This is a genomic window from Kitasatospora cathayae, assembly GCF_027627435.1.
GTDB lineage: Bacteria > Actinomycetota > Actinomycetes > Streptomycetales > Streptomycetaceae > Kitasatospora > Kitasatospora cathayae.
Genome location: NZ_CP115450.1, coordinates 8,590,194 through 8,608,366, shown reverse-complemented (window position 1 = coordinate 8,608,366; position 18,173 = coordinate 8,590,194). Strand labels below are relative to the sequence as shown.

Below are 18,173 nucleotides of genomic sequence, written 5' to 3'. Positions count from 1 at the left end.
TCATTGAGATCAACCGGCATCCGACAGGGCAGTAGCGCTCAACGGCCCAGCCGGTGCCGAACGTAATCCGGCTGGGCCGCACCGACCTCGATGCGGTTCTCGTCAAGGCCGTTGACGATCCGCAGACAGTCCCCGGCGAAGACGAACTCCACCGCCACCGTTCCGGCTGCCAGGTCATGCTCTGCCGGCCGCCACTCAAGCAGCGCGACCTCGCACAGCTCCTGGCCGACGAACGGCTCCAGGCGTTCATCACTGTGAGACCACTGGGGTGTGAGCTCGAACCACTCCCAACCGGTGATCGTTGCCGCGGTGTCGATCGTGTCCCAGCCGATCGAGAGGAGGTCGAGCTGCGAGTGACAAACCTCCACCTGCACGCCGTCGAAGTCCAGCACCACCGGGCAGTCGGCGAACCAGTCCCCGTCCTCGACGAAGCGCACCAGGGCGAACCCCGTCAGCTGCCTACCGGCGAGCGCCGCCAGACGTGATCCGTGCGCCTGCCGAACCACCTCGACCCCGACCAGGAAGGACGGCTTGAAACCAGAGATCCCCATGTCCACAGCAGCGAGTCTCCCGGGCTTCAGCCCGACCGGCCAGCGCATATTCGAAGCAGCAGGATCCTCAGCGCCACTTGACTCGGATTCCACAGAAGGCGACGAAGATGGTCCTCTGGGTACGGCCGATCTCCAGAATCGCTTGGCAGGTGGGGTGGGAGGCGGCCCTGGTGCGTCGGTAGTCTCCGCGGGTGTCGTTGACTCAGTACGTCTACTTTGCGATCTCCAGCGTGGGCACCACTGCCGACGAGATTACCCAGCTGCTTGGCGTGGAACCGGACACTCCTTTCTGTTTCCGCATCTCGTGGGGATGCGGATCGAGTGCATGGAGGTGCGGGACGGCCGTGTGGTGATCGAGGCATCGACGCCGGAGGCCGTTCCCGCGAGCGGCCGGGAAGGACGCCTCGCGGTCGACCCCCGCCGACTTCCTGCGCTGTCCGCGCCTCTCACTCACCGGGGGCGAAGGCCGCCTCCATCAGCTCCGTGAAGAGGCCGAACGGCTGGCCCCAGTCCGCGTTCAGGTGCTGGGCGACGATCGTTCCACCGTCCCGAGTCCCGTACAGGTACGACCAGTTGCCGTTGATGAAGCCGCCGTGGCCGTAGACCGTCACGCCGTTGGCCAGCGTCACCGCCGAGATGCCCAGGCCGTAGCTGTACCCGTCGAGCCACTTCCCGTCCGGGACGGGCGTCAGCGCCATCAGCTCCTCCATCTGCGCCGGCTTCAGCAGCCGCCCGCCCAGCAGCGCGCTCAGGAAGGTGGTCAAGTCGCCCACCGTGGAGATGACTTCACCCACTCCGTAGCCGTACGACGGGTTCAGCTCAGTCAGGTCGTGCACCGCCGCGTCGGGCTCGGGCGACATCAGCCTGGTGTAGGCGCGGCAGTGCGGTCCGCGGAACCCGGTCTCGTCCCCCGGTGCGTACGTGTCGCTCAACTTCAGTACGCGGGCGATCCGGTACTCGATCGCCTCCGCGTACGACATTCCCGTCGCCCGCTCGATGATCAGCGCCGCGAGCACGAAGTTGGTGTTGCAGTAGCCGAAGTCCTCACCGGGCCGGAAGTCCGCCGGGTGGGACATCGCGAGGCGGACCAGCTCCTGCGGGGTGAACTTGTCGTAGCGGTGCTCAAGGACCTTCTCGCTGTGGAACCGTCCGAGCAGGTCCTCGTCCAGCGTGTAAGTGAACAACCCGCTGGTGTGGTTGAGCAGTTGGCGGATCGTGATCGCCTCGCCGCCCTCGACCAGGCCGGGCAGGTGCCGTTCCACCGTGTCGTCCAGCCCGAGCTTGTACTCCCCGGCCAGCTGGAGGATCACCGCCGAGGTGAACAGCTTGGTGATGCTGCCGACCCGGAACTGCTCCTCCGCCCGCCGTGCGACGCCGCTGCGCAGGTCCGCCACCCCGGCCGTGCCGAACCAGGCCTCTTTGCCCTCGCGCACCTCGGCGATCATGCCCGGGTAGCCCTGGCCGTCGCCGGTGCCGTTGCCGGCGACGGCGCCGTCGATGACGAGCTGGACGGCGGCGGCGCGGATCTGGTCGATGGCCATGTCGGTTTCCTCCGTTGAGCGTTGGCCGCTCTCTTCGCGACATGAGAAAGGCTAAGTTGCGTTCACAACTTTGACAATTACATGGACGCCGGCGAGTGGACATTTCAGCAGCTCAGAGCTACTGAATTGTTGCAATGAACATGATGGCAAATGCAACATATCGCATCCACGTGTTGCAATGACCTGAATATGAACGCCACACTGTGACCCGGCCGCACACCCACCGCACCAGGAGGCAAACCCCCATGCCCGGAGGCAGGCTCACCCAGCAGGATCGTCGGCAGATCGCCGCCGGACTCGCCGACGGGCTCTCGTACACCGAGATCGCCAAGCGCCTCGAACGCCCGACCTCCACCATCACCCGCGAGGTGATGCGCAACGGCGGCCCCAACGACTACCGCCCCGACCAGGCGCACCGCGCCACCGAGCGCCGCGCCAAGCGCCGTCGCCCGACCGCCCAGTCACCCGCCGCCTCGCCGGCGCAGCCCGACCCGTACGGTCGCGACCCCGAGGCCGTCCAGGCCTTCGAGACGCACCTGACCGACCTCTTCGAGGGCACCGGCTTCCCGCGCATGACGGCCAGCGTCCTGGCCTGCCTCCACACCACCGACAGTGGCAGCCTCACCGCCGCCGAACTCACCGAGCGGCTCAAGGTCAGCCCGGCGTCCGTCTCGAAGGCCGTCGGCTACCTGGAGGCCCAGGAACTGGTCCGCCGTCGGCGCGACCCGGGCGCCCGGCGCGACCGGTACGTCATCGACGAGGACGTCTGGTTCCGCGCGATGATCGCCAGCGCCCGGATGAACGCGACCCTTGCCGAAGCCGTCCACAAGGGCTCCGGCATCCTCGGCCCCACCACCCCGGCGGGAGAGCGGCTGGAGGACATGGGCCAGTTCCTGGAACACATGGGGCGCGACCTGGTGCGGGCGGCCGAGCACTGGCGGGAGGTCTTCTCGGCGCGGGAGGCGTGACGAGGACCGGGGCAAGGACCGGGGCGGAACCGGACAGCGAGACGCGGGAGGTGGAGATCACCTCCACCGCCGAGCAACTGCGGCGCCTGGCCGCGTGCGGGGTTGCTCCGAGGTTCGGCGGGCCTCCCAAGAGCAAAACGGGTTGGCTCGGTGACAGGATCGGTGCGGTGAACGATCCATCCCTCACCGAACGTCACGCCCAGGTCGTCCAGGCGGTCCGGCTCGCCGAACTGCACGGTCGGGATCGTGCAGGCAGCGCGGCGCAGCACCTCGAAGTCCTCCGCCCGCTGCTGGGCAGGGCCAGCCAGCACACGGTGAACCAGACCATGCCTGCGGCCGCGATCGCCCAGGCGGAGGGTGGAGGCGGTAGCAACGTGCAGCGCGTGCGCAGGCCACACCGCGCACCCCGGCGGAGCTCTCGGCAACGGGCAGAGCGTGCCCTACCGGGCATCCAGCCCTACTGGGGAGCCGGCCACCGGCGTGGCAACCGCCGGCCCGAAACGTCGGGGACTATGCAGGACCCATGTCCTTCCGGCATCCCGCCGAACGCGCCGATGGTAGCCATGGCCGTTTCGAGCGCATGGCCGAGCGTGCCTCGAACTTCACCAGCTCGCCCGTGTTCTTCCTGCTGTGTCTGCTCCTGGTGGCCGCCTTCATCGCCGTCCACGCAGCCGGCCTTTCCCTGAGCCGCCAGTTACTGATCGGCGACCTGATGACCGCCGTCACTCTGCTGCTGCTCGCGCTGCTGAAGAACGCCGAACGCCGTGCCGAACACGCCATCCAGCGCAAACTCGACGCGATCGCTGCCGCTCTGCTGGAACAACGCAGCGGACACACCGACAAAGCGGTCGAGTCCCTGGAGGAAGCGATCCGACTCGAGGACGAAACCTGAACCACACGCTGGGGCGTCCCCGGCGGTCTCGCTCGGATGCCGAGCGGAACCACTCCCCGTCCACGGCGTATGTCCTGGAGCGGCGGTCCGTCGCTCATTCCCACACATCGGGCCCGCCGCCCCGCCATTCGACGACCCCGGGATCCTCGATCAGCGCCGCGTCCAGCCCGGCGCGCCGCATGAACTCGGTGACATCGGCCGCGCTGTAGGCGTTGCCCACCGGCATCCCGTCCACGTCCACGCGCCGGGTCGCCTCGCCCGAACCGTCGTCGCTCACCGGCCGGACGATCACGTGCGTCCCGCGCCCGGGCCGCGTCTCCGGAGCACCCATGCACGCAACCTCAGTGGCCAAGGGCGTTGGCGAGCTGCTTCTTGTTCATCTTCGAACGCCCGTGGATGTTGCGCTGCTTGGCTTCGTTGTACAGCTGCTCCTTGGTGGGGCCTTCGGAGCCGGAGTGCGAACGCTGTCCGCCACGCCGCGAGGAGGACATGTCGTGGGTCGAGGAACGGCTGGCCGTCTTCGACTCGCCGTGCCGGGCCCGTTCCTTGTTCACGGTCCGGGCCGCGATCTCCTTGGCCCGCTTCTCACTCTCGCCACGGTCCAGGGCGCTCTCCTTGACGTGCTCGTACTGACGTTCACGCTTCTTGCTCGAACCGGCAGGCATGACGCCTCCTCCTGGGGTGATGCGCTACGGCGTCTACCCAGAACGTAGTTCTCCACGCCCTCGCGCGCCTGGCCAGGGAGCCGGCCGGCCCTCGCCGTCGCCGTCGCGTAGATCCGACTCGGCGGGTATCGGAACCCGAAGCCGGGCCTCGTGGCATGGCGGCACCGCGGTTCTGTCTCCTGCCGGGGTGACACCGCTCGACAAGGCCCAACCGGTGCCGACCCAGCTCAGCTGATTCCCCCTTCACATCGGCCCGCCCGTTCCGGAACCCCCGGTACAGGCAGGCCGCTTTCTTTTTCCTTGGGCCTCACGTGTTCATCGACTCCCGCCCAATGGCGCGGGCAGTAGGACTTCCGGTACGACCTGTATTGGGACCGGTCCTCTTCCGCGCCCAGCCGCTTGTCCTGCGCGCTGTCCCGCTGCCGTGATCGCCGGAAGTCATGTCCCGGGTCGTGCCGCCCGGCGTTTGCCCGTGCGTAGCGCGATCCAGGGCAGCACGAGCCAGCAGATGGCGAACCAGAGCATCACGGCTCCCGCGACCACCCAGGCGGCGGGTGAGTGGGTGGCGACGTGGAGGAGCAGTACGAGGGCGGCGCCGACGGTGATGCCGAGCAGGACGAGGCCCAGGACGATCATTTTGGCGCCGGCGCGGACCAGTTCGGGCATCATCTGGTGGCCGGCGAGGAAGCGGTGGAAGGCGACCGGAGCGATCAGCGTGCCGGTGGCGACCGCCCCCAGGACCACGGTGACGTCGTACAGAGTACGGTCGGCCGGGCTGATCTGGGTGAACCGCGGGGTGAACACCACGCTGATGAGGAATCCGAAGAGGATCTGCGCGCCGGTCTGGGCGACCCGGACCTCCTGCAGCATCTCCGTCCACTTGCGGTCCGCCTTCTCCTCCGACTCCTCGCTCTCGCCCACCATCACATGGTTCTCCATCGGCTTGACCGCGCGGGGGCAACCACGCATTGCGGCCGGCACGCGTCCTTCGATCGGCCCACAGCTCTGCCGATCCCACCGAAATCGCCTACTACATCTGCTTCTGCCTGGCCGGAACCGCACTCGAGGAAATGGTCCGGGTCGCGGGACACGGTGGATGGCTGAGGAATGCTTCCTGACCGCGAAGAACGAGACCGGACTTGACCACTATCAGGTTCGCGACTACACCGCCTGGTACCGGCACATCACCCTCTCCATGGCAGCCCTCGCCTCTCGCCACCCTGCGAGCAAAGGTAAAAAAAGGGGATGAGGACACCCGAACAAATGACGCCCTCATACCCATCACCATGAACGAGGCAAGGCGACTATTCAACCGCGTCTCCTCTCCCGTACGCCATGCAGTCCGGCATGCGCTCACCTGGTCCCTATGGCGCAGGAAGACCCAAGCTCGCGCACGGGCCAGTCATTTCAAGCGACGAGGACATCACGGAGTGTCGTTGCAGTTACTAGGTGTCGATCGGTTCGCTGTCCGTCAGCGGCTTCCCCAGTCGGACCAGGGCTCCGTTGGGACGCTGGGGCTGTCCGGTGCGCCGGTCCACGGGGATCGGCAGCGGGGCCAGGGGGTGCCGGCGGAGGTGCCAGGCCTGGTAGGCGATCAGGACCAGGAGCAGGGCGCTCAGCGCCGCGGTGCCGCCCGCCGTGCCCCAGCCCAGGCCGCCCTGGGCCGCGGGCTTGGTCAGCGCGTCGCCGCCGGCCGCGCCCAGGGGGCGAGTGAGGACGAACGCCAGCCAGAACAGCACCGTCTGATTGATCGACGTCAGGTAGTACGCGGCCACGATCAGCGCCATGGAGCCCACGATGACCAAAAAGGCGTTACGGAAGCCCAGACCGGTGTCGTCCGAGAGCCAGTCGCCACTCGAGGTGCCCAGGGTGTTGGAGACCAGGATCGCGATCCAGTACAGGATCTCGCCGGTGCGGCTGGAGATGTTCTCCACGTCGTACGTCTGCCCGGTGCGCCACCACACGAGGAAGACCAGCGCCAGCAGAGCGCTGAGGAGCATGGCGCCGGAGGCGTAGCCGATGCCGTCAGGGGCGCTGTCGTGGCCGAATCCGCGGTTGAGGAAATCGGATACCTCGGTGCCGACCATGCTCGTGCCCAGCACCACCGACCAGTACAGCGCCGGGTGGAACCGCTTCGCCCGCACCTGGGCCACGACGGCGACCAGGAAGAACGCGAGGAAGAGGAACGCGGTGGTGACGTAGCCGAGTTGGAGGCTGATGCCGAGCAGGTCTCCGGCGGACTCTCCGAGAGTCACGGCGACCGTCTTGAGCATCCAGAACAGCACCGTCACCTGCGGGAGCTTGCGTAGCACCACGGTCATGCCGTCCAGCGGTGCGTGTGCGCGAGTGTTCGAGGCCATCCCTGTCGTCCGTCCGTCGGCCACCAGCATCGGGCGCGCCATTGTGCAGGCGGCGCTGCGGGTCCGCCGGGCTGTTCGCGGCCGGTGGCGGCCGATCGCCACTCGAAGGAGCTGCTCGGTAGGCCTGAATGGACTGTCGGCTTCGGGGGCGCCCGTGCGGCGGGGAGTCGACGGACCGCCGAGCACGCAGGGCATGGCGTCCGGGTCGACGCCCCGATCGGCACTGATGACTCTGCGCGACCCATCGATTACCCAGCACTATGATATTGATCATGTTCATTCTTGACCTGACCTACGTCGCGCCGCTCGATCGCATCGAAGCGGCCCACCCCGAGCACGTCGCCTGGCTCGACTCGAACTACGAATCCGGTGTCTTCATCGCATCGGGCCCCAAGGACCCCCGCGATGGCGCGGTCATCGTGGCGGTCGGTGTCGACCGGGCGCGGATCGAGGACATCGCCAAGAGCGACCCGTACTCGGTGGCGGGGCTGGCCGAGTACACCATCACGGACTTCCGTGCGATGAGGACGTCGCCGGCGCTGGAGGAGTACCGGCACCAACGGCCGGCGTAACAGGTCAACCGGTCACCGCTCCCGGCGGACGGCGAGCAGGGCCGCGTCGTCCGGCTGCTGACCTGCGCCGACGCCCGAAGCTCACCAGGTCGGGCTGGCAACCCCACCAGCGCCCCGGAGCGAAACTCCCCGGTGCAGGTCAGCGGGGGTGTCGAAACTCCCCGGTGCAGGTCAGCGGTCTGTGCCGGGGCGTGGGGCCGGGTCACGCACATCGCCACCTGGGCCGGAGTCGTCTACGTCGCTTTCGTCGTGGACGCCTTCTCCCGCCGCATCGTCGGCTGGTCGGCCGCGACCTCCAAGGAGACCCGGCTCGTCCTGGACGCGCTGGACATGGCGCTGTGGCAGCGCGACCGCGACGGATTCCCTCACCAGCAAGGCGAGTTGATACATCACTCGGACGCCGGGTCAAGCCCGCGCGTCTACCCCCTCCGTGCCAACCGACCCAGCCGCCTACGGCGTTTCCGCCGGCCGGCGGTTCACCGGCCGCCACGGGTCCAGCGTGTCGCGCGCCGTCGTGGCGGCCGGTGCGGCCGGTGTCAGTCGTCCAGTGCGGCGAGCGCCGCCTGGTACTGCTCCGGATCCACCAACTCCCCGGTGACCAGCAGGAAGTCACCGATCGGGGTGGCCAGCAGGGTGCCGGCGCCGACGGTGCGGGTCCGGGAGAGCAGGTCCGGGCCGGGCTGTTCGGGGCGGCGCAGCAGCAGACCGTGCACCGGCTGCCCGGCGGCCAGCGCGGCGGCCACCTCGGGCGACGTCCCGGCCCATGCCGGACCGTCCGTCCCCTCGGCCGGGGCGTCCGGTGCCCCGGCCGCGGCCCGGCGGGCCGTTTCGCGGGCCGCCGGGCCGGCCAGGGCGGCCGTCAACTCGTCGGGCACCCCGGTGCGCAGGGACGGCACGGTGCGGACGCTCTCGCACAGCTCCAGCAGTTCGGGGGCCAGGTGGTAGTGCTCGGCGGCGGCCACGAGTGCGGCGACCGGCGCCTCGGCCGAGGCCAGCACGACGGCGAGGTCGAGCCGGTCCTTGGCGGTGAACGGGCGCTGGAAGCGCTCCTCGGCGAGCGCGAGGACGTCGGCCAGCAAACGGTCCTCGGGCGGGGTGGCGCGCATCGGCACCAGGCCTGGCTCCCCCGGGTAGGCGAAGGTACTGATCTCGATCTTCGGTTCGGGGTCGAGCATCGGATCCTCGGCCGGCCAGCGCAGGGTCACCAGCAGGTGTCGGGTGCCGCCGTCGTCGAGCAGCGACACGTCCAGCTCGTCCACCGGCCAGTCCCGGAGGACCAACCGGGCGGCGTCCCAGAGCGCGGCCTCGTCCGGGACGACCACGTCGAGGTCGCCGAGCGGCCGCAGCACCCCGGCGGGGTAACGGGCGGCCAGCGAGGGGCCCTTGAGGACCCGCGCGCCCCGAACGGTGTCCAGGTCGGCCGTGATCCGCTCGTAGAGTGCCGCCCGGTCGCGCATCCGGCGCAGTTCGTCGCGCGAGCCCGGCCCCATGGCGGAGCCCGCCAGCTCGGCCACCGAGAGCACCAGTGGCGGCAGGTGCCCGCGCACGGCTCGCGCGTTGCGCAGCAGGACGATCGGCGGCCAGTGGTCCTCGACGTCGAGCAGCTCGTGCAGCAGGGCGAGGTCGATGGGCAGCGGTGCCATCGGGGCGGTCCTCTCGGTAGGTTTTCCGACGTTTCGTCACGCCCGGTGCGGCGACGAGGACGTCACAGGCCGGCCACGTGCTCGGCCCGCAGGGCGGGGGTGACCGGGCGAGCGACGGCGTCGCCGGGGCGGGCCGTGGTCGTCCCGGCGCGTGCGGCGCGGTCGGTTGATGACGGCGCCTGGGCGGGCGCGGTGGTCGGCGGGGCGGCGGCCGGGGTGCGCGGGGCGGGGGCGGTGCCGCGGTCCGTGCCGAGCGTGGCGTAGCGCGCCAGGAAGCCGAGCGCGATGGTGAGGTCGCGGACCGGTTTGACCAGCAGGAAGGTGAGCCGGTGGGCGAACAGCGCGCCGTGCAGCGCCCGGTGGTGGGCCGCGCTGCTCAACACCACGGGCAGCGCGGCCGCGGTCGCGAGCCACGGGTTCAGCACGGCGCCGGCGGCCAGCGCCGCCAGGACCGCGAACCAGGCGACCAGGGTCCGCCACGGCCGCCAGCGGCAGTGGGCCCAGAACTCGGCGCCGTGGCGGCGGGCGCACTGCGCCATGCCCCGTCCGGACTGGAGCGACTTGCGGAACAGCGCGCGGAAGCCCAGCTGGTCGTGGTGGTCGACGGCGAGGTCCGCGCGGAACTGCACCAGCCAGCCGCGCCGGGTGGCGCGCAGCTGGAAGTCCACGTCCTCGAAGGCGCTCCTGGCGAACATCTCCTCGGTCAGGCCGAGTTCGCGTGCCGCGGCGACGTTGACGATGGTGTTCCCGCCGGCGCACAGGGCCCGCGGACTGGTGGTGGCCGCCTGCGGGGCGGCCGCGGCGAGCGCCAGCTTGCGCGAGTCCCGGGTCTCCATCGCGCGGATCAGCGAGCCCACTCCGGGACCCAGGACGGGGTAGCGCGGCCCGTACACCAGGGCGGTCCGCTCGGCCTCGGCGCAGGCCGCTAGCGCGGCCTGGGTCCAGCCGGGCAGCGGCACGCAGTCGTCGTCCAGGAAGGCGATGAAGCCGCGCGCACGGTGCTGGTCGACCAGGAACTGCCTGGCCTCCCCGATCCGCATGGCGCGCGGGGTGCAGACCGCCTGGACGCCCCACGCCGCCTGGAGGTCGGCGACCGCCCGGGTCGCGGCGGGCGAGGGCGCGCCGGTGTGGAACAGCACGATCCGCGCCGGGTCCTCGCCGTCGGCGCACAGGGCCCGCAGGACCGGCTCCAGCGTGTCGGGCAGGGTGTGGGTGACGACCGCGACGAGCAGGTCAGGTCCGGAAGTCAGCGGCATGACGCAATCCTCAGCAGGAGACGATCGATGACCTTCGCGACGGTGTGCCGCGCGGCGGCCCGCGCTGTCGCGGCGCTGAGCCTGGCCAGTCGGCCCTCGTCGAGCAGCAGCGAGCAGACGTCGGCCACGAAGCGGTCCCGGACCTCGCCCGAGGTGATGTCGCCCTCCACCAGGACACCGGTGGCGTCCGGGACGACCCGCTCGCGCAGCGCCGCCACGGCGGACAGCACGGGCACCGTGCCCAGTGCGCAGGATTCCAGCGCACTGATGCAGCACATCTCCTCGTAGCCGGTCGGGTAGAGCATCAGCTCCGACTCGCGGACCGCCCTCGCGTAGCTCAGCCGGTCGACGGCGCCGAGGTGGCGCACGCCCTCGGGCGGCGAGGCGAGCCGCGGCACCTCGCCGGCGGTGAGCGCGCGGGCCTCCTCGGCGGGGTAGCCCCACAGCTCGTAGCCGCCGAGGACGACCAGCTCGGCCTGCGGGACCCGTTCGCGGATCCGGGGCCACAGCGCCAGCAGGTGGGCAAGCCCGCGGTAGGGCGCGGCCATGTGCACGCACTGGTAGCGGCGGCGGGCCACCGTGCCGGGATCGGGCAGGGCGTGGCCGAGATTGTCCACGTGGAAGCCGTGGCGCGGGCGCAGGGCCGGGGAGTAGCGCTCCCAGGCCGCCAGGGAGCCGACCAGGGCGAGGTCGCAGCGGCCGGAGGCGGCCAGTTCCGCGAGGCCGGGGGTGACCCGGTCACCGGTGAACAGCACGCCCAGCGGGCCGGGCGGGAGGTCGGACAGCGGGGCGGCGTCCCGGAAGGCGACGACGACGTCCGCCCCGGCCGGGCCGGGGTAGCCCGCCAGCGCCTGCCAGCCGGGCTCGGTCGGGCCGGGCGGCGCTTCGGCGCCCAGGTACACCCGCACGTCGACGCCGCGCTGCAGCAGCTCGCGCCGCCACAGCACCAGGGTGGCCTCGTTGCCGCCCAGCCCGCGCCCGTCGAGGTCGCCCGGGTCGAACCACGGACTGCGCGGGGCGATCACGTCTATCCGCATGACGCCGCTCCCTGCCGGACGTCCCCGGCGGAGGCCTCGAGTGCCTGCCGGGAGGCGTAGGAGAGGAAGACGTCGAGGGCGTCCAGCGCCGGCAGCCGCACCCGTCGGGTGCGGTAGGCGGCGACCGCCTGGTCGACGGTCAGGCCCTGGCGGACCAGGAGCGCCAGGGCGACCACGCCGGTGCGGTCCAGGCCCAGGGTGCAGTGCAGGATCAGCTGGCGGCCGGGGGCCAGGTCGCGGATCTCCTCCACCAGCTCCCCGAGCAGGCCGGCCGGGTCGGCGGACTCCCAGTAGGTGAACGGGCGGTGGTGGACCCGGACGATCTTGCGGGTCGAACGGTCGTACACCTTGGGCACGGTGCGGGACAAGCAGACGACTTCGGTCGGCCGGTCCGGCAGGTCCCAGGCGTCGGCCCGGACACCGGCGGCGAAGATGCCGGGCAGCACGCGCCAGGCCCGGTCGGCGTCGCCGGAGGTGTCCGCCGGCCAGACGGGCGCGGTGCGGCCGGTCTGGTCAGTCAACGTACTCGGCCTTCGCGTCCGTGCCGGCGAGTTCGACGCCCAGGGAGGCGGCCGCCACCACGGCCGCCGTCTCGGCCTGCGCGGTGCCGTGCTCGCCCCACTGCAGCAGGCCGGGCGCGCGGTCCAACGAGGTCATCAGACGGCGATAGGTCCGGCCGGTGGACTCGTCGGGCGCCCGCTCCAGGAACTCGTCCAGCAGGCCTGCGAGCCGGACCTGGGCATAGGGTTCCTCACCCGGATCCTCGACCCGCACGTACCCGAGGTAGGCGGTGCGGCCGATGGCGACCTGGCTCTCCTCCAGCGACTCGCGCGCCAGGATGGTGTGGTAGTCCTCCTCGCCCGGTTCGGGCTTGCCGCCCGGCAGGTTGAAGCGGCCGAGGTCGTCCTGCAGCAGGACGCGGCCCTCTCCGTCGAAGAGGTAGCCGTAGACCTGCCGGACCGGAAGGCCCTGCGGCACCGGTGCCGCGTACCAGCGCATCATCGTGTTCCCACCCTTTCGTGTGCCTGGACCAGTGCGGCGATGCGGTCGGCGACCGTCTCCGCGCTCAGGCTCGCCGTATCGATGAAGATGTAGCCCGACTGCCGGGCCAGCTGCGTGAGTTCGCTCTCCAGCTCCCTCTCGAACCGGTCCGCGGCGGCGGCGAAGCGTCGCTCGTCGCGCTCGTTGGGGGTCCCGAAGCGCCGGTAGCGGCGGCGTCGTTCGTCCAGCGGGCAGTCGAGCCAGACCCAGAGGTCGACGTGGCCGGCCACCCGGGTGCCGAGCCGGTCGGCGACGGCGGCCAGCAACCGGCGTCCGCTCGCCCGGTCGTAGGCCAGCACCCGGTGGATGTAGCTCTGCTGGACGATGACCTCGCCCGGGCCGGCCCGGCGGGCCAGGTGGACGTCGGCCAGGTAGGCGGCGTGGTACACCGCGCTGCGCAGCAGGGACGGCAACCTGCGGGCCTCGTAGACGCGCTCGACCGTCTTCTCCACCCAGCCGCCGGACAGGCAGCTGGTGGACTCCACCACCCGGGTGCCGGACGCCTCCAGGCGCTGCCTGACCAGCTCGCAGACGGTGCTCTTGCCGGCGAAGTCCAGGCCCTCCACGACGATGGTCGTCATGACCGCACCGCCGATCGGCGCGGCGTGCGGCGCGGCGCGGGGAGCCGGCCGGGACCGGGGTCGCCCGTGGCCGGCCGGGCGCACTCGCGGGCCCAGCGCACCACGTCCGCCACGATGCGGTCGGTGCCCGCCTGCGAGGTGTCGATGAACCAGACGTCGCGATGGCGCCGGCCGGCGGTGCGCAGCGCCCGGGTGAAGGCCTCCTGGAACTCCTCCCCGGAGACCGAGCGGTGGTCGATCACGTTCGCCTCCTTGCGGCGTTCCAGTCGGCCGCGCCGGATCTCCAGCGGGGCGTGCAGATAGAGGGCCAGGTCGAAACCGGTGAACAGGTGCGGGAACCGCAGGGCCAGCCGGGCCGCGGCCCAGGGCCCGTTGGCGATGCCGTAGGCCAAGGAACGGTCCACGTAGGACTCCTGGATCAGGATGCCGCTGCGCTCCCAGGCCGCTGCGCCGCGCAGCGGGCGGTCGAGCGCACAGGCCACCAGGTAGGCGGCGTTCAGCAGCGCACTGGTGGGGTGCTGCGGGGCACTGATCCCACGCCGTTCCAGCAGGGCGGCCACCGGGTTGCGCGGTGCCAGCACTCCGCGGTGGTGGACGACGGCGGCGCCTTCGGCCCGCAGGGCCTCGGCCAGTTGCTTGGCCAGCGTCGTCTTTCCGGTGAGGTCGAGGCCGTCGATGAGGATCCGCATGAGGTGACTCTCCTGATCGGGTTCCTGCGGGAACGGCTGGAACCGGCGGGCACGGTGGCGGCCGGGGGCGGGTCGGGCGGGGCGACTGCGGTCGGGCGGGCGCGGTCAGGCGCTCGGGAGCGCGCGCCACCAGTAGCTGTGGTGGTCGCGCCAGCCCTCGTGGCGCAGGCCTGCCAGGACGGCGGCGGCGTGTCCGCCGTCGGCGGGCGCCGGGTGCGGGTGGACCACGTGGCCCAGCAGCGGCAGTCGCACCGCGGCCGCGTGACGGCGGGCGGCGGCGACCAGCGCCGCGCGGGCCGCGCGGGCCTGCGGTCCCGGTACGACCAGGACGTCCACCAGTTCCAGGTGTCCGGCCCCGGTCAGCTCGTCCTCGAAGGGCACCAGCGTCACGTGCCCCAGCAGTGGTTCGCCGGTCGTCATGGCTTGGTCGGACTCGACCGCCACGAAGCTCACCCGGTCGGGGTCGTCGGTGACCGCGCCGGCCTGTTCGAGCGCGACCGCGGAGTCGGGCACCGCACCGAGGTCGCGGGCGCCGCCCTCGATCGCCTCGGCCAGCCAGCGGCGGACCTGGCCGGTGTCCGCGGCCACCGCACGGCGGACCGTGTAGCCGGCGGTGTCGCGGATGCCACCCGGGTCGGTGTCGGCCCGGGTGGCTTCGCCGGTGTCGCAGGGCAGTCGCAGGTAGGTCTGGCGCGGCAGCCACGGCGCCGGCAGCACGCCGGGGGCGGCGACCCGCACCACCAGCGCCCGGGCGGCGGGGTGCTCCGCGCACAGCTGCCGGGTGAGTTCGCCGAGCGCGGGAGCGGTCAGCAGCGCGGGATCGGCGTACTCGACCAGGCAGCTGACCTCGCCGGTCACCGGATCGGTACTGAGGCCGGCCACGTAGCGACCGGCCGGGTGCTCGGCGAGCAGACCGGCGTCCTGCGCCAGCTCCAGGTAGGCCTTGCTCGGCGCACCGTCGACGGTGTCGCTCATGTCGCCTCCGGCCTGACCACCCAGATGAGCCGGGCGCCCAGCTCGGCGGCGGCCCGGCGGACCGCGCCGGCGTCCACCGCGTCCAGTTCCGCGACGGCTTGGTCCAGGCTCCACGGGCGGGTGCCCCACAGAGTGCCCGTCGCCAGCCTGGGGCTGAAGTGCTGGGGCTGCTCGCTGTCCAGGACGAGCTCCATGACGGCCTGGCGGCGGGCGGCGGCGAGGTCGTCCGGCGCCGGACCGTCGGTGCCGAGCAGGTCGAGCAGCTCCCGGACGACGTCCAGCGCCCGGGCCGCGTTGCCCGACTCGAGCCCGAGCAGCACCCGCCACGCCCCGGTGTCGGTATAGCCGCGCGACCAGGCGTAGAAGTTGTAGACCAGTCCCTCGTCGTCGCGCAGCCGCTGGAAGAGCAGCGACGAGGCGCTCGACCCCAGCAGCTGGGCCAGGACGGTGTAGGCCGGCCCCGCGGGATCGCCCAGCGCCGGTGCCCTGCCGCCGATGCAGATCCAGCAGAACGCGTCCTGCGGGACGCGCAGCGGCCCGGTGTCACCGGTCAGCCGCTCCAAGGGCAGCGCCGCCGCGACGGAGGGCTGCCCGTGGTCCGGGTCGGCGGGCGCGAGGGCGAAGGCGGAAGCGTCGGCGGCTTTGCGAAAGGCGTCGCCGTCCAGCCCGCCGATGCCGAGCAGGGCGGACCTGCGGCGCGCGAACAGCTCGTCGTGGACCGCCAGCAGGTCGGCCGCGGTGGTCCGTTCGATGTCGTGGACGGTGCCGCCGACCGGCCGTCCCAGTGGATGCGACGCGAACAGGCGCGCCAGGAAGGCGTCCTGGACCACGTCGCTGGGATCGGCCGCGGCGGCGGACAACTCCTGGAAGACCACCCGGCGTTCCGCGTCGAGGAGGGCGTCGTCGAAGGCGGGGCGGATCAGGGCCTCGCCCATGAGCGCCAGGACGGCCGGCGCGTCCTCGTTGAGGACCTGCGCCTGGAACACCATGGAGTCGAGCCCCGTCTGGGCGTTCACCAAGCCGCCGAGGTGCTCGACGCGCCGGGTGAGCGAAGGGCCGCCGGCCACCGGTGCGGTCATCAGCAGGTGCTCCAGGAGGTGGGCCGCGCCACTGAGTCCGGCCGGGTCGTCCCTGGAGCCAAAGTCCACCGAGAAGGTCAGGGTGGTGATCCGGTCCTGCGGCCTGACCGCGGCGATGGCAGTGGTCGTCGGCGAGAGCCGGTGCACCTCGTGCTGGGTCATGTTGGTTCTCCTGCTTCGACTCTCGGCCGCGGCGTGGGCGGCCCGGGAGGGGCCGGGAAGCCCGAGGGCTTCCCGGCCGTCCGGCTCAGCGACCGGTCTTGATCTTGTCCAGGCGCGGGCGGAGGCCGACCTTGTGGTTGCGGGACATGCGGAACACCTCCTCTCGGGTCTCGGGCCCGTCGGCCGCCGGCGGACCGGCGGCCGGAACGTGCGGGGCTGACGCGGGTGACGCGCACAGGGAGGCGCCACCCGTGGACCTCCCCCTGGGCCGAGGCGCCGCGGAGGAGGGGCAACGGGGATCGGCGGGACGCGGTGGCCACTCGCCACTCGCGCAGGGCCGCCGGGCGGAGTGCTTTCCGCCGGGGCGATCTACGCCGCCGCCTTCATGACTGAAGTCTGCTCGGGTCAGTCATGCTTGTCAATAAGATCTAGTCATAGCCGTCATAGGTCTGCGGCGCGGCCTCCCGGAGCACGCGGCCGTGCGGGCGAACGCCGCCGCCCGGGCCCCTGGACAGGGGACCCGGGCGGGGTGGCGGGGCGGCGGAGCGCCGCAGGCGGTCAGGCGGTCAGGCGGTCAGGCGGTCAGGCGGTCAGGCGGTCAGGCAGAGCGGGACGCCCCCAGGCCGTTGCCCTGAACGCCGAAGAAGCTCCGGTGGCCGAGCAGCTGCATGCCCTGGCGGTAGGCCCAGAGCGCGCGCTCGGTGTCCCCGGACGAGGCCAGCACCTCGGCGAGCTCCGCCCACGCGAAGGTGGCCTGACGGCTCGCGTCGGACGCCTCCAGGTGCAGCGCGGCCCGCTCGTAGACCTCCCGGGCCTCGTCCGTCCGGCCGGTCTGCAGCAGCGCCGCCGCCAGCACCACCAGCAGCCGCGCGGTCTGCAGCCGGTGGCCGGGGCCGAGTTGGTCGAGCCCGCGGCGGGCGTGCTCGACCGCCGATTCGGATTCCCCCAGCAGCAGCGCCGCCCGGGCCAGACCCGACTCGCAGTACGCGCGGTCCACCGCGCTGCCGCCGATCGAGTCCAGCGACAAGAGGACCTCCTCCAGCGTGGACTTGGCCAGCCGGGGCCGGACCTGGTCCCCCTGGAGCAGCACCGAGGCGTGTGCGATCCGCAGCCGGGCGACGCTCCGGTCGTTGTCCCCCTCGGCGTATATGGCCAGGGCGCGCTCGACCAGCATGCGGGCGTCGGCGACGCGCCCGGTGCGGTGCGCGACCAGCCCGGCGTTCCAGTAGGCCGCACCGAGCGCCTGCCGGTCCTCCACCGTGCGGGCGGTCTCCACCGCACTGGCGGCCAGGTTGCCGGCGCTGTACAGGTCGCCGCGCTCGCTGTAGAGCCCCACCAGGGTGGAGATCACCTCGATGCTCTCCCGGGACGGCGCCAGGTCGAGGTCGCGCAGCTCGGAGAGGGCGGACTCGGCCAGCTCGACCCCGCGCGTCAGGTCGCCCAGCTCCCGGTAGCAGCGGCAGAGCGCCACCACCACCAGCAGCGGGGCGACGACCGCGGCGGTCGGCTTGGCCCGGTGGAGGCGTTCGTAGTCGGCCGCGGCCTCCTCCAGCCGGCCCAGGTTCTCCAGCGCACGGGCCCGGCCCCACAGGGCCCGCGCCGCGAGCGACTCGTCCGCGCGCGCCTGGGCCTGCTCGTGGAGGACCGCGAAGGCGTCGTACGCCGCCTGGGCCTGCCCGGAGCGCAGCGAGAGCTCCGCGTACCGCAGTTCGAGCTCGACGTCGTCGTCCGACTCGGGCGTCTCGATCAGTTCGAACAGCACCTCCGGATCGCAGTCCAGCCGGGACGCCAGGGCCCGGAGGATCTCCTTCGACGGGCTCCGCTTGCCGGACTCGATCAGCGAGACGTAGCTGGCCGACAGTCCCTCGCCCGCGAGGTCTCCCTGGGAGAGCCCCTGGCGCTTGCGGAGGTCGCGGACGCGCCTGCCGAGTGCCTGCAGATCGGCCACTGCCATCACCCCTGTCCCTGTTCGGTTGCCGCCCCGCTCCCGCCTCCGGGACCCGGCCGAAGTCCGAGCGGGCCGTCGGGCGCCGATTGCTCGACTGCGACTAGCGATGACATCCCACTGCCTTTCATGACAAGGTCCCTTGACAGGCATGACTGGCCCCGACGACCATGCTAGCTGCTCCACTCCGCCGTGCGCTGGGGAGCAGATCGAAGA

Annotated in this window: 19 protein-coding genes and 2 pseudogenes; 5 read left to right on the top strand and 16 right to left on the bottom strand. The window is 71.8% G+C overall.

Annotation, left to right across the window (positions count from 1 at the left end; all coding sequences use genetic code 11):
• Positions 1–38 precede the first annotated feature (38 nt).
• A complete protein-coding gene (locus O1G21_RS38555) occupies positions 39–551 on the bottom strand; it encodes a hypothetical protein (protein ID WP_270151477.1) in 513 nt (170 codons plus the stop codon).
• A 446-nt stretch (positions 552–997) separates the two neighbouring features.
• Complete coding sequence (locus tag O1G21_RS38550; RefSeq protein ID WP_270150421.1) at positions 998–2,092, bottom strand: serine hydrolase domain-containing protein; 1,095 nt, start codon at positions 2,090–2,092, stop codon at positions 998–1,000.
• Positions 2,093–2,337: 245 nt separating this feature from the next.
• Here O1G21_RS38550 and O1G21_RS38545 point away from each other — a divergent pair, with 245 nt between their 5' ends.
• Positions 2,338–3,060 (top strand): GbsR/MarR family transcriptional regulator, encoded by a 723-nt coding sequence (locus O1G21_RS38545; RefSeq protein WP_270150419.1) that lies wholly within the window; start codon positions 2,338–2,340, stop codon positions 3,058–3,060.
• A gap of 523 nt (positions 3,061–3,583) precedes the next feature.
• Positions 3,584–3,952: a low affinity iron permease family protein gene (locus O1G21_RS38540; RefSeq protein ID WP_270150417.1), complete on the top strand. Its 369-nt coding sequence runs from the start codon at positions 3,584–3,586 to the stop codon at positions 3,950–3,952.
• Positions 3,953–4,046: 94 nt separating this feature from the next.
• Here the strand turns inward: O1G21_RS38540 and O1G21_RS38535 are convergent, their stop codons facing one another.
• The 3 genes from O1G21_RS38535 to O1G21_RS38525 form a co-directional block, all read right to left on the bottom strand.
• Complete coding sequence (locus O1G21_RS38535; RefSeq protein WP_270151519.1) at positions 4,047–4,229, bottom strand: hypothetical protein; 183 nt, start codon at positions 4,227–4,229, stop codon at positions 4,047–4,049.
• A 64-nt stretch (positions 4,230–4,293) separates the two neighbouring features.
• The gene (locus O1G21_RS38530; protein WP_270150416.1) at positions 4,294–4,617 is read right to left on the bottom strand and encodes a plasmid stabilization protein; all 324 of its coding nucleotides are present in this window, start codon (positions 4,615–4,617) and stop codon (positions 4,294–4,296) included.
• A gap of 438 nt (positions 4,618–5,055) precedes the next feature.
• Positions 5,056–5,556, bottom strand: coding sequence for a DUF6328 family protein (locus O1G21_RS38525; RefSeq protein WP_270150414.1), 501 nt, complete (start codon positions 5,554–5,556; stop codon positions 5,056–5,058).
• A gap of 47 nt (positions 5,557–5,603) precedes the next feature.
• Between O1G21_RS38525 and O1G21_RS38520 the strand changes: the two are divergent.
• Positions 5,604–5,866, top strand: a pseudogene (locus O1G21_RS38520) (IS701 family transposase); the annotation flags it as partial.
• A gap of 196 nt (positions 5,867–6,062) precedes the next feature.
• Here O1G21_RS38520 and O1G21_RS38515 read toward each other — a convergent pair.
• A complete protein-coding gene (locus O1G21_RS38515) occupies positions 6,063–6,977 on the bottom strand; it encodes a COG4705 family protein (RefSeq protein ID WP_270150412.1) in 915 nt (304 codons plus the stop codon).
• A 272-nt stretch (positions 6,978–7,249) separates the two neighbouring features.
• Here O1G21_RS38515 and O1G21_RS38510 point away from each other — a divergent pair, with 272 nt between their 5' ends.
• Together O1G21_RS38510 and O1G21_RS38505 are read left to right on the top strand one after the other, a co-directional pair.
• Positions 7,250–7,549 carry a YciI family protein gene (locus O1G21_RS38510; RefSeq protein ID WP_270150410.1) on the top strand — a complete coding sequence of 100 codons (300 nt, stop codon included), beginning with the start codon at positions 7,250–7,252 and terminating at the stop codon, positions 7,547–7,549.
• Positions 7,550–7,753: 204 nt separating this feature from the next.
• Positions 7,754–7,957, top strand: a pseudogene (locus O1G21_RS38505) (DDE-type integrase/transposase/recombinase); the annotation flags it as partial.
• 128 nt (positions 7,958–8,085) lie between these two features.
• Here O1G21_RS38505 and O1G21_RS38500 read toward each other — a convergent pair.
• The 10 genes from O1G21_RS38500 to O1G21_RS38455 form a co-directional block, all read right to left on the bottom strand.
• Complete coding sequence (locus tag O1G21_RS38500; RefSeq protein WP_270150409.1) at positions 8,086–9,192, bottom strand: nucleotidyltransferase family protein; 1,107 nt, start codon at positions 9,190–9,192, stop codon at positions 8,086–8,088.
• Positions 9,193–9,254: 62 nt separating this feature from the next.
• The gene (locus O1G21_RS38495) at positions 9,255–10,448 is read right to left on the bottom strand and encodes a glycosyltransferase family 2 protein (RefSeq protein ID WP_270150407.1); all 1,194 of its coding nucleotides are present in this window, start codon (positions 10,446–10,448) and stop codon (positions 9,255–9,257) included.
• On the bottom strand, positions 10,439–11,485 hold the full coding sequence (locus tag O1G21_RS38490) for a glycosyltransferase (protein WP_270150405.1): 1,047 nt from the start codon (positions 11,483–11,485) through the stop codon (positions 10,439–10,441). Before O1G21_RS38490 ends, O1G21_RS38495 begins: the two co-directional genes overlap by 10 nt.
• Positions 11,476–12,006, bottom strand: a complete 531-nt coding sequence (locus O1G21_RS38485; protein ID WP_270150403.1) for a tyrosine-protein phosphatase — start codon at positions 12,004–12,006, stop codon at positions 11,476–11,478. Before O1G21_RS38485 ends, O1G21_RS38490 begins: the two co-directional genes overlap by 10 nt.
• Complete coding sequence (locus tag O1G21_RS38480; protein WP_270150402.1) at positions 11,999–12,487, bottom strand: NUDIX hydrolase; 489 nt, start codon at positions 12,485–12,487, stop codon at positions 11,999–12,001. Before O1G21_RS38480 ends, O1G21_RS38485 begins: the two co-directional genes overlap by 8 nt.
• Positions 12,484–13,107: a hypothetical protein gene (locus O1G21_RS38475; RefSeq protein ID WP_270150400.1), complete on the bottom strand. Its 624-nt coding sequence runs from the start codon at positions 13,105–13,107 to the stop codon at positions 12,484–12,486. Before O1G21_RS38475 ends, O1G21_RS38480 begins: the two co-directional genes overlap by 4 nt.
• The gene (locus tag O1G21_RS38470; protein WP_270150399.1) at positions 13,104–13,796 is read right to left on the bottom strand and encodes a nucleoside/nucleotide kinase family protein; all 693 of its coding nucleotides are present in this window, start codon (positions 13,794–13,796) and stop codon (positions 13,104–13,106) included. The genes O1G21_RS38475 and O1G21_RS38470 overlap by 4 nt, the downstream gene beginning before the upstream one ends.
• A 105-nt stretch (positions 13,797–13,901) precedes the next feature.
• Positions 13,902–14,771, bottom strand: coding sequence for a hypothetical protein (locus O1G21_RS38465; protein WP_270150398.1), 870 nt, complete (start codon positions 14,769–14,771; stop codon positions 13,902–13,904).
• Positions 14,768–16,012 carry a M16 family metallopeptidase gene (locus O1G21_RS38460; RefSeq protein WP_270150397.1) on the bottom strand — a complete coding sequence of 415 codons (1,245 nt, stop codon included), beginning with the start codon at positions 16,010–16,012 and terminating at the stop codon, positions 14,768–14,770. The genes O1G21_RS38465 and O1G21_RS38460 overlap by 4 nt, the downstream gene beginning before the upstream one ends.
• Positions 16,013–16,610: 598 nt before the next feature.
• Positions 16,611–17,966, bottom strand: a complete 1,356-nt coding sequence (locus tag O1G21_RS38455) for a helix-turn-helix domain-containing protein (protein ID WP_270150395.1) — start codon at positions 17,964–17,966, stop codon at positions 16,611–16,613.
• Between the last annotated feature and the right edge of the window lie 207 nt (positions 17,967–18,173).